The following is a 10,083-nucleotide window of genomic DNA, read 5'->3' as shown; positions in this document are numbered from 1 at the left end:
GTTGATGGCGGCCTGGGCTTCTGCGTCGCTGCCCATCTCCACAAAGCCGAAGCCTTTGGAGCGACCCGTGTCGCGCTCCATCATGACCTTGGCGCTGGTCACGGCACCGAACTGGCCAAAGGCCTGTTCCAGATCACCGTCGCGCACCGAGTAAGGCAGGTTGCCGACGTACAGTTTGTTGCCCATCGAGGGACTCCTCAAAAACACATGGATAAAGCGATGGAGTCCCCAAAACGCAGCCAGCTAATCTCAATGACGCTCTCAGCGCGAAACTGACGGATCACCGCAAACTTGAAATGCGGGCCAAACCCGCCAGACCATTATGCGCCACACTTTTGGGGAAAAAGCAAGGGGCTTTGCGCGCTGTGGTGTCCGTGCCGCGCCCGAACGCAAAAAGGAGCCCAAAGGCTCCTTTTTTTGCCGTCGGCAGGCCCTGAGGACTGCCGATAAGGACTTTTTAGTAGCTGCTACGGCCACCGCCGTAACCACCACCGCCGCCACCGCCGTAGCCGCCGCCACCGCTACGGCCACCGCCGTAACCGCCGCCGCCATTGCCGCCACCGAAGCCACCGCTACGGGGAGCGCGGGGCTCCATAGGACGGGCTTCGTTGACCACGAGGTCACGGCCACCGAAGTTCTGACCATGCACGCCTTGAATGGCGGCTTGGGCTTCAGCATCGCTGCCCATTTCGACAAAGCCGAAACCCTTGGAGCGGCCGGTGTCACGTTCCATCATGACCTTGGCGCTGCCAACCGAGCCGTACTGGCTGAAGGTCTGCTGCAGATCTTCGTCGCGGAAAGAGTAGGGCAGGTTGCCCACGTAAAGTTTGTTGCCCATGAAGGACTCCTGAAAAAACACAAAAACGCGATGGAGCCCGACGCAATCAACAAACCTGTGACGACTTCAAAGACGCGAAACTGACCATTCACCGCTAAGCTTACTGCCCTTCTGCAAGCAGAAAAGCGAATCCATTATTAATCACTTTATGGGGCCCGTGGGGTTTTATTTCTGGGCAGATGGGCTCAAAACACCGGGGCAGCGTGGTTTTTCGGGGAATTTCAGGGCAAACCATAAGGTAAAATCTGGGGGTCTTTGGGGAGTAGCCCGCCCGGCCGCGCAATGCGCCGGGGGCATGCGTCAACACACTTGGGTTCTTTGAGACCTATGGCGTATGCGGCTTTTTGAGCTGGGCGAGACCATTGACTGCAAACCGATCCACATGGCCGGAGTCGGGGTGCAGTCAATGCGTTTTCCACCCATCCGGCCGGATAGGACCCCCTCCCCCATGGAAGCCTTCTTCATTTCCACCGCCATCGTCGCGCTCGCCGAGATGGGCGACAAGACGCAGCTGCTCGCTCTGGTGCTCGCGGCACGCTTTCGCAAACCCTGGCCCATCGTGCTGGGTATCCTGGTGGCCACGCTGGTCAACCACGGCCTGGCCGGCGCTGTCGGTGCCTGGGTGACCACCTTCCTGGGCCCCCAGGTGCTGCGCTGGATTTTGGGCGCCTCGTTCATCGCCATGGCGGTCTGGATGCTGATCCCCGACAAGCTGGACGAAGGCGAAGCCGACGGATCGCCACGCTGGGGGGTGTTTGGCACCACCGTGGTCGCATTCTTCCTGGCCGAGATGGGCGACAAGACCCAGATCGCCACGGTCATGCTGGCTGCCAAATACAACGCTTATCTCTGGGTGGTAGCGGGCACCACGTTGGGCATGATGCTGGCCAATGCGCCCGTGGTCTGGCTGGGCGAGCGCATCACGCGCAAAGTGCCCATCCGCGCGGTGCATCTGGTGTCTGCCGCCATCTTTCTGGTGTTGGGGCTGCTGGCGATTTTTTCGTCTGCAGGCTGACCTGATCGGTGCGACGGGCTGGGCGACGCGGCGCTGCTTTGGTATATTTGCCAGACGCGCCGATTTGCCACAGCTTGCGGGCGCTTTATAAATTCTGCTAAAGACCCGTCCGACACACCTGCCCGGCCTCGTTTTTAGCGACGCCGGGTATTTTTTTGCCGAGGTTTTGCCCTCGGTGACAGCGGCTCCTCCAGGGGCTTGCGGCGTGTGCAAGGGGTGGAACGTGAGGGCTTACCAGTTCCAACTATGTCGTTCATCGCCACACCCCAGTCCATGCATTTCCCGGATGCGCTGCCGCTGCAAAGCGGCGCGTCCATCCGCGACTACCACCTGGCCTTTGAGACCTACGGCACGCTCAATGCCGACCGCTCGAACGCCGTGCTTGTGTGCCACGCCCTCAACGCCTCGCACCATGTGGCGGGCGTGTACGCCGGTCAGGACAAGAGCGAGGGCTGGTGGGACAACATGATCGGCCCCGGCAAGCCCGTGGACACCGACCGCTTCTTCGTCATCGGCGTGAACAACCTGGGCTCGTGTTTTGGCTCCACCGGGCCCATGCACCACCACCCGGACACCGGCGAGGTTTATGGAGCGGACTTCCCCGTGGTCACGGTGGAAGACTGGGTCAACGCCCAGGCGCGGTTGCTGGACCGTCTGGGCATCCAGCAACTGGCGGCCGTGCTGGGCGGCAGCCTGGGCGGCATGCAGGCGCTCAGCTGGACGCTGCAGTACCCCGAGCGCATGCGCCACGCGGTGGTGGTGGCCAGCGCACCCAACCTCACGGCCGAGAACATCGCCTTCAACGAAGTCGCCCGCCGCGCCATCGTGACCGACCCGGACTTCCACGGCGGCCACTTTTACCGCCACGGCGTGATCCCCAAGCGTGGCCTGCGCATTGCCCGCATGATCGGCCACATCACGTACCTCAGCGACGACGTGATGAACGAGAAGTTCGGGCGTCAGCTGCGTGAAGGTATCGACCTGAAATACAGCACGCAGGACATCGAGTTCCAGATCGAAAGCTACCTGCGCTACCAGGGCGACAAGTTCAGCGACTACTTCGACGCCAACACCTACCTGCTCATCACCCGGGCGCTGGACTACTTCGACCCCGCGCGCACCCATGCCGGCAACCTCACGCGGGCCCTGGCCCGGGCGCAGGCCAGGTTCCTGCTGGTGAGTTTCACCACCGACTGGCGCTTTTCGCCCAAGCGCAGCCGCGAGATCGTGAAGGCCCTGCTCGACAACCGCCGCAGCGTGAGCTACGCCGAGATCGATGCGCCCCACGGGCACGATGCCTTTTTGCTCGATGACGCCCGGTACATGGGCGTCATGCGCTCTTATTTCGATAGCATTGCCAAGGAGTTGCAACCATGACCGAAAAAGCGGCGATGCAAGCCCTGGCGCGCCTAGTGCCCCCCGGCTCGCGCGTGCTCGACCTGGGCTGTGGCAACGGCGCCATGCTTGACTACCTGCAGCGCGAGCGCGGCTGCAGCGGCTATGGTGTGGAGATCGACGACGCCAACGTGCTGGCCTGCGTGCAGCGCGGGGTGGATGTGATCCAGCTCAACCTCGACGAGGGGCTGGCCATGTTTGACGACAACAGCTTTGACGTGGTGCTGCAGATCGACACGCTGCAGCACCTGCGCAATGCCGAAACCATGCTGCGCGAGACGGCGCGCGTAGGCCGCACGGGTGTGGTGGCGTTTCCCAACTTTGCGCACTGGCCCAACCGCCTGTCCATCCTGCGCGGACGCATGCCCGTGACGCGGCGCCTGCCCTACCAGTGGTACGACACGCCCAACATCCGCGTGGGCACCTACAAGGACTTCGAAGTGCTGGCCACCAAGAACAGCCTGCGCATCCTGGATTCCTTCGGGCTGCAGGATGGACAGGAAGTGCGCTGGCTGCCCAACGCGCGCGCGGGCACGGCCGTCTTCCACTTCGAACACGCATAGCGCTTACCGGGGTGTACGCCCCGGCGACACACCGCTGTCAACCGCATCGGCTAAGGTGCGGGCTCCGTTTGTAGGAGACCCGCATGAAACGCATTGCACTGCGCGCCGTGACTGCCGCCGCGCTGCTCACCACCTGGGCGCTGGGCGCCGTGGCCCAGGCCTGGCCGCCCACCCCCACCGTCATTGCCCACCGGGGCGCATCGGCCCTGCGGCCGGAGCACACGCTCGCCGCGTACCAGAAGGCCATTGACGACGGCGCCGACATCATCGAGCCCGACCTGGTCATCACCAAGGACGGCGTGCTGGTGGCGCGGCACGAGAACGCCATCGCCATCCTGGGCGCCGATGGCTCTGTGAAGGAAGCCACCAGCGACGTGGTGGACCGCCCCGAGTTTGCGGGCCGCAAAACCACCAAGACCATTGACGGCCAGGCCATCACCGGCTGGTTCACCGAAGACTTCACGCTGGCCGAGCTCAAAACCCTGCGCGCCCGCGAGCGCATCCCTGCGCAGCGCCCGGCCAACGTGGCCTACAACGGCCAGTTCGAGGTGCCCACCATGCAGGAGGTGATCGACCTGGCCAAGGCGGCGACGGCCAAGACCGGTCGCACCATCGGCATCTACCCCGAGACCAAACACCCCACCTACTTCCAGTCCATCGGCCTGCCGCTGGAGGCGCCGCTGCTGGCCGTGCTGGAGAAAAACGGCTGGAACCACAAGGACGCGCCCGTGTTCGTGCAGTCCTTCGAGGTCAGCAACCTGCAGGCGATCCGCAAGCTCAGCAGCGTGCGCCTGGTGCAGCTGGTGGCGCCCTCGGGCCGGCCGTATGACTTTGTGGCGCAGGGCGCGGCCAACACGCGCGCTTATGCCGACCTGATCACGCCCGAGGGCCTCAAGCAGGTGGCCACCTATGCCAATGCCATCGGCCCCTTCAAGACGCTGGTGGTGCCGGTCAAGGACGGCGTTCCCGGCGAGCCCACGACGCTGGTGGCGCGCGCCCGCGCCGAAGGCCTGGGCGTGCACATCTGGACGCTGCGGCCCGAAAACGCCTTTCTGCCTGCCGGGCTGAAAAAGGCGCCCGCCACCGACGGCACGGTACGCGGCGACAGCGTGGCCGAGATCACGGCCTACCTGCGTGCAGGCATCGACGGCTTCTTCACCGATGACCCTGCCGTGGGCCGAGCTGCCGTTCAAGCATTCACGGCGACGAAGTGACAGGTGCCGGGCGCGGCTTGCCCGGCGCGGAGCGTGCCCCCTGGCGCTGCCCCAGTTGCCGCGCCTTTTCCACCCACAACGCCAGCCGCTCGGTGCTGGCGCTGCGCACCGGGCCAAAGCTGTGCACCTGCACGGGGCTGATGCCGCAGAACTCCAGGATGGCCTTCTTCATCTGGTGGTGCCCTGGCATGCGTGTGACCCAGCGGAAGTACCAGGGCGGCGAGTCCATGGTCACCAGCAGCTCGGCCGATCGGCCGGCCAGCAGCTTGTCCCACAGTGATGAGCCTTTGCGGTACTTGAAGGCATAGCCGGGCAGCAGCACGCGGTCGATAAAACCCTTGAGCAGCGCGGGCATGGCGCCCCACCAGATCGGATAGACCCACACCAGATGGTGCGCCCAGGTGATGTCGGCCTGCGCGGCCAGCAAATCGGGTTCTAGAGGCTGGGCAGCGCCATAGCCCTGGAACAGGGGGTTGAAGGTCAGCTGACCCACGTCCAGAAACCGCACCTGCGCCCCTGCGCGCCGGGCGCCCTCGGCATAGGCACGTGCCATGCCTGCGCACAGGCTCTCGGCGGTGGGGTGGCCCAGGATGACCAGAATGTTTTGTTGCTCTGCCACAGACGCTCCATCAAGGTGTTGTTGATGGCGCCATGGTCACCCTGCCCCACGGGGCAGAGTCAAGCGGTCAGGTCAAGTCGCGGTGAATCTCGCAGCGCCCGCCGTGGTCGCTGCACCAAATTGCGCGGGGTTGTGCGCCGGAGGTGCCACCGCCAGTGTGGAGGGCGCAGCGCAGGCTTCGGGTGCCACGGGCACGGCCAGCGTGTCGCAGGTGTGCAGCTCGGCTTCCAACAGCGCCAGCTGTGCGTCCAGCGCTGACAGGCGCGCCAGCTCCTGCGCCACGGCGGCCCGCCGCCGGGCCACCAGCTGGGCCATGCGTTCCCAGCCTGCAGCGGTGTCGATGTGGGGCAGGCCATCCAGCTCCGACAGCCGAAAACCCAGCGCCTGGGCCTGGCGGATCAGCAACACGCGGGCCACATCGGCCTCGCCATAGTGGCGGTAGCTGCCCGCGCGCGCCACCGTGCCCAGCAGGCCCCGCGACTCATACAGCCGGATGGCCTTGGGCGTGGTGCCGGTGCGTTGGGCGAGTTCTCCGATGCGCATGGATGATCCTGAGGGCGCTATAAAATATATAGCTGTAAAGGCATATGAAATTAGCGCTAGAGGCGAATTTGGCACAAATTCAGGCTCCACGGCGCTCTGGGCGGGCAATGGGCTCGTTGGCTACACGATAAGCTGCGGCGCTTTGAAGTTGCCCCTTCGCACTGCCCCCATGCCCCAGTTTGCCGCCCACCTGAGCCTGATGTACACCGAGCTGCCCTTGCTCGACCGTTTTGCGGCTGCGGCGCGCGACGGGTTCCTGGCGGTGGAACTGCACTTCCCCTACGCTTTCGAGCCCCGCGAGATCGCTGCCCGGCTGCAGGACAACGGCCTGCAGCTGGTGCTGTTCAACGCCCCCGCGGGCGGGGTCGCGCCCGCCGACATGGCCCACGCCTGGGACCAGGGGGCACGCGGCCTGGCCGCGCAGCCGGGTCGGGAGGCGGAGTTTCGCGCCGGAGTGCTGGAGGCCCTGCGGTATGCCGAGCAACTGCGCTGCCCGTTCATCAACCTGCTGTGCGGCACCGTGCCGCCGGGGGTGGAGCGCGAATCGCTGAAGGCCCTGTGCGTGGGCAACCTGCGCTGGGCGGCAGAGCAGGCCGCGCGTGCAGGGTGTGACATCCTCATCGAGCCCACCAACCTGCGCGACGTGCCGCGTTATTTTCTGAACCGGCAGGACCACGCGCACGAGCTGCTCGACGCGGCCCAGGTGCCCCACCTGAAGGTGCTGATGGACCTGTACCACTGCCAGCTGGTGGAGGGGGATCTGCACGGCAAGCTGCAGCGCTACCTGCCCACGGGCCGCGTGGCCCACATCCAGGTGGCGGGTGTGCCCGCGCGCAACGAGCCCGACCGGGGCGAGCTGCACTACCCGTTCCTGTTCGACACCCTCGACGCCCTGGGCTACACGGGCTGGGTGGGGTGCGAATACACCCCGGCGGCAGGCACGTCACAGGGGCTCGGTTGGCGGGACTGGGCCCTGCGCAGCCGCGCCCCTCACCCCGCATAGATCGTTTCGGCGGTCGGCACCAATACGCGCGAATGCGTAAGGGAATGCGTGAATAAATGTAACAAGGTGCTGGGCTTAGAGTGAAAGCAGACCGGCCCAGCCGGCTTTTCGCATTCCATTCCAGGAGACACCCCGCATGCCCGCATCCCTTGCCAACAACCGATCCGTCGCGCGCCAGGTCACGTTGACCGCCATTGCGCTGGTGGCCTTGGTGCTGGTGCTGGTGGGGCTGGCGATTGCCGTGCTGACCGAGCGCAGCACCCGCGCCCAGGTGGTGGCCAGCGTGGGCGACACGGCGCAGAGCGTGGCGCAGTCGCTGGACGCGGCCGACAACACCAACCGCGAGCTGGTGCAGCTGACCATGAAGGGCTTTCAGCGCTACTTCGAGGCCACCATGCAGCTCGACGAAGCCTCGGGCGAGCTGCGCAGCTACGGCGCGCTGGTCAACGAGGACTATGGCTCGGTCGACAAATTCGCCAGCGAGACGGGCGGCATTGCCACCGTGTTTGCCAAGAAGGGCGACGATTTCATCCGCATCACCACCTCGGTCAAGAACGACAAGGGCGAGCGCCAGATGGGCACGCCGCTTGGCCGCACCGACCCGGCCTACGCCACGGTGTCCAAGGGCGAGCCCTTTACCGGCGTCACGGTGGTGAACGGCAAGCCCTTCATGGGCCACTACCTGCCCGCCAAGGACGCCTCGGGCAAGGTCATTGCGCTGCTGTTCATCGGCAACGACATCAGCGTGTTCCACGCCATGCTGCAAAAGCAGGTGGCGCAGACGAAGTTCTTCGAACACGGCGGCACCTACGTGATCAACCCTGGCACCTCGCTGGACCAGGCCGTGTTCGTGTACCACCCCACGGCGCGCGGCAAGCGCGTGCTGGAGGCCTACCCGCAAGCGCGCCCCTTCTTTGAAGCGCTGGCTGCATCGCAGGACGGCTTTGTGCGCGAGGCCGCAGACGTGCTGGGCACCGGCGCCGAGAACCCCTGGGCGCTGGTGCGCAAGACCGGTGGCGGCTGGTGGGTGGTGGCCGAAGTGGCCGACGGCGAGGCCATGGCAAGCCAGCGGCGCGTCACGCTGGCCGTGTGGGGCCTGATGGCCGTGGCCGTGGTGCTGCTGGCCATCGGCCTGTTCGTCATGCTGCGCCGGGGCGTGAGCCGCCCGCTGCAGGACCTGACCCAGGCCATCACGCTGGTCGCGCAGGGCGACCTGACCGAAGCCTTTCACACCACGCGGCGCGACGAGATCGGCGCGCTGGTGCAGGAGGTGGAGGGCATGCGCCAGCGGTACACGCAAATGCTGCAGCAGGTGCGCAATGCCGTGGACAGCATCACCACCGCCAGCGCCGAGATTGCCAGCGGCAACCAGGACCTGTCGGCCCGCACCGAGGCCACGGCCAGCAGCCTGGCGCAGACCGCACAAAGCATGGAGCACCTGACCTCCACCGTGCGCCAGTCGGCCGACGCCGCGCGCCAAGCCAACCAGCTGGCCAGCACCGCCGCCGAAGTGGCTGCGCGCGGCGGCCAGGTGGTGGGCGAGGTGGTCACCACCATGGGCGACATCAACCAGAGCTCGCGCAAGATCGCCGACATCATCGGCGTGATCGATTCGATCGCGTTCCAGACCAACATCCTCGCGCTCAACGCTGCGGTGGAAGCCGCCCGCGCGGGTGAACAGGGCCGGGGTTTTGCTGTGGTGGCCAGCGAAGTGCGCAACCTGGCCGGGCGCAGCGCCGAGGCGGCGCGCGAGATCAAGGCGCTGATTGGTGCGTCGGTGGAGCGGGTGGAATCGGGCGCGCGCCTGGTGCAGAACGCGGGCAGCACCATGGACGAGATCGTGGGTTCGGTCAAACGGGTGGGCGACATCATTGGCGAGATCACCGCAGCCTCGACCGAACAGTCCGACGGCATCGGCCAGGTCAACACCGCCGTCAACCAGCTCGACCAGATGACGCAGCAGAACGCCGCGCTGGTGGAGCAATCGGCCGCCGCTGCGCAAAGCCTGCGCGAGCAGGCCACGCGGCTGGCCGGGGCGGTACAGGTGTTCAAACTCTCGCGGGGCGACGGCACGGCGACCCACGGTGGCCTGGGTTACTCGGCGCGCGAGGCCCTGGCTGCGCCCATGGCGCAGACCGGCGACGGCGAGGGACAGCACGCGCCCGGCAGCGGAGCCCGGGCGCCCACCCAGCTGCAATAGGGCGCACGAACGGTGGGGGTGGTCATCCGGCGGTTTGCGGTCTGTGGCCCTTGGTTTATGCTGGTCTGATTCCTTTCACTCCCCCGCCCACCTGCATCCATGGCCGCCCACGTCCCCACCATGCTGGCAATGATCATTGCCAGCTCCCTCATGATGGCGGCCTCCATGGCCGTGGTGGGCTGGGGCCGGCGGCGCGATGGCCTGGGCCGCTGGGCGGCGGCCCTGCTGGTCAACGCCATCGGCCACTTGCTCATCATGCTGCGCGGCCTGATCCCCGATGTGTTGTCCATCGTGGTCGGCAACCTGATGTTGTCCAGTGTGTTCGTGGGGATGATTGCTGCGGTCTATCAGTTCCAGGGGCGCCCCGTGCGCTGGCCCCTGCTGCTGGCACCACCGCTGCTGGTGCTGGTTTTTGTCTCGGTGTTCATCGACAACTTTCCGGCGCGGGTGAGTTTTGTGGGCTTGGTCATCGGGCTGCAAGCCGTTTGGGCGCTGCTGGCAGCGCTGTCGCACCGGCATGCCACCGTGGGGCGCGGGCAGTGGCTGCTGGTGGCGGGTCTGTCGCTGGAGGCCGTGGTGCTGGGGGGGCGTGCGCTGGTGGCCATCAGCACCCATTCCGAGGCCACCAACATCCTGCAAAGTAGTGCGCTGCAGACGCTGACTTTTCTGGCCACCTTCTCGGTGGTACTCGTC

General features: G+C 65.9%; 9 protein-coding genes, 2 pseudogenes and 1 riboswitch. Of the genes and pseudogenes, 7 read left to right on the top strand and 4 right to left on the bottom strand.

Features of this window, described 5'->3' with window-relative positions:
- Together DBR23_RS13465 and DBR23_RS13460 are read right to left on the bottom strand one after the other, a co-directional pair.
- Window positions 1–186: pseudogene (locus DBR23_RS13465) on the bottom strand (RNA-binding protein); the annotation flags it as partial.
- A gap of 271 nt (window positions 187–457) precedes the next feature.
- A complete protein-coding gene (locus DBR23_RS13460) occupies window positions 458–838 on the bottom strand; it encodes an RNA-binding protein (protein WP_108498594.1) in 381 nt (126 codons plus the stop codon).
- Between the two features lie 245 nt (window positions 839–1,083).
- Window positions 1,084–1,270, top strand: a riboswitch (yybP-ykoY riboswitch).
- A 16-nt stretch (window positions 1,271–1,286) separates the two neighbouring features.
- Between DBR23_RS13460 and DBR23_RS13455 the strand changes: the two genes are divergently transcribed.
- The 4 genes from DBR23_RS13455 (at window position 1,287) to DBR23_RS13440 (ending at window position 5,025) form a co-directional block, all read left to right on the top strand.
- Complete coding sequence (locus DBR23_RS13455) at window positions 1,287–1,853, top strand: TMEM165/GDT1 family protein (RefSeq protein WP_056056786.1); 567 nt, start codon at window positions 1,287–1,289, stop codon at window positions 1,851–1,853.
- A gap of 246 nt (window positions 1,854–2,099) precedes the next feature.
- Window positions 2,100–3,230 carry a homoserine O-acetyltransferase gene (locus tag DBR23_RS13450; protein ID WP_108498593.1) on the top strand — a complete coding sequence of 377 codons (1,131 nt, stop codon included), beginning with the start codon at window positions 2,100–2,102 and terminating at the stop codon, window positions 3,228–3,230.
- Window positions 3,227–3,811: a methionine biosynthesis protein MetW gene (gene metW / locus DBR23_RS13445; protein WP_108498592.1), complete on the top strand. Its 585-nt coding sequence runs from the start codon at window positions 3,227–3,229 to the stop codon at window positions 3,809–3,811. Before DBR23_RS13450 ends, metW begins: the two co-directional genes overlap by 4 nt.
- A gap of 83 nt (window positions 3,812–3,894) precedes the next feature.
- On the top strand, window positions 3,895–5,025 hold the full coding sequence (locus DBR23_RS13440; protein ID WP_108498591.1) for a glycerophosphodiester phosphodiesterase: 1,131 nt from the start codon (window positions 3,895–3,897) through the stop codon (window positions 5,023–5,025).
- Here DBR23_RS13440 and DBR23_RS13435 read toward each other — a convergent pair.
- Window positions 5,009–5,644, bottom strand: a complete 636-nt coding sequence (locus DBR23_RS13435; RefSeq protein WP_108498590.1) for an NAD(P)H-dependent oxidoreductase — start codon at window positions 5,642–5,644, stop codon at window positions 5,009–5,011. The genes DBR23_RS13440 and DBR23_RS13435 overlap by 17 nt on opposite strands.
- A 72-nt stretch (window positions 5,645–5,716) precedes the next feature.
- The gene (locus tag DBR23_RS13430) at window positions 5,717–6,187 is read right to left on the bottom strand and encodes a MerR family transcriptional regulator (RefSeq protein ID WP_108498589.1); all 471 of its coding nucleotides are present in this window, start codon (window positions 6,185–6,187) and stop codon (window positions 5,717–5,719) included.
- Window positions 6,188–6,356: 169 nt separating this feature from the next.
- On the opposite strand from DBR23_RS13430, the gene DBR23_RS13425 reads away from it, so the two are divergent.
- The 3 genes and pseudogenes from DBR23_RS13425 to DBR23_RS30665 all read left to right on the top strand — a co-directional run.
- On the top strand, window positions 6,357–7,190 hold the full coding sequence (locus tag DBR23_RS13425; RefSeq protein ID WP_108498588.1) for a hydroxypyruvate isomerase family protein: 834 nt from the start codon (window positions 6,357–6,359) through the stop codon (window positions 7,188–7,190).
- Between the two features lie 136 nt (window positions 7,191–7,326).
- A complete protein-coding gene (locus tag DBR23_RS13420; RefSeq protein ID WP_108498587.1) occupies window positions 7,327–9,390 on the top strand; it encodes a methyl-accepting chemotaxis protein in 2,064 nt (687 codons plus the stop codon).
- A 99-nt stretch (window positions 9,391–9,489) separates the two neighbouring features.
- Window positions 9,490–10,083, top strand: a pseudogene (locus tag DBR23_RS30665) (GGDEF domain-containing protein); the annotation flags it as partial.

The sequence above is a fragment of the Acidovorax sp. HMWF018 genome, from assembly GCF_003061035.1.
Lineage (GTDB): Bacteria > Pseudomonadota > Gammaproteobacteria > Burkholderiales > Burkholderiaceae_C > Acidovorax > Acidovorax delafieldii.
Note: the sequence above shows the minus strand (reverse complement) of the source record. Positions and strands in the feature narration are given on the sequence as shown.

Coding starts and splice junctions, on each gene's coding strand:
- metW (WP_108498592.1), top strand. CDS start 3,227: ATGACCGAAAAAGCGGCGATGCAAGCCCTGGCGCGCCTAGTGCCCCCC.
- DBR23_RS13440 (WP_108498591.1), top strand. CDS start 3,895: ATGAAACGCATTGCACTGCGCGCCGTGACTGCCGCCGCGCTGCTCACC.
- DBR23_RS13460 (WP_108498594.1), bottom strand. CDS start 838: ATGGGCAACAAACTTTACGTGGGCAACCTGCCCTACTCTTTCCGCGAC.
- DBR23_RS13450 (WP_108498593.1), top strand. CDS start 2,100: ATGTCGTTCATCGCCACACCCCAGTCCATGCATTTCCCGGATGCGCTG.
- DBR23_RS13430 (WP_108498589.1), bottom strand. CDS start 6,187: ATGCGCATCGGAGAACTCGCCCAACGCACCGGCACCACGCCCAAGGCC.
- DBR23_RS13420 (WP_108498587.1), top strand. CDS start 7,327: ATGCCCGCATCCCTTGCCAACAACCGATCCGTCGCGCGCCAGGTCACG.
- DBR23_RS13455 (WP_056056786.1), top strand. CDS start 1,287: ATGGAAGCCTTCTTCATTTCCACCGCCATCGTCGCGCTCGCCGAGATG.
- DBR23_RS13425 (WP_108498588.1), top strand. CDS start 6,357: ATGCCCCAGTTTGCCGCCCACCTGAGCCTGATGTACACCGAGCTGCCC.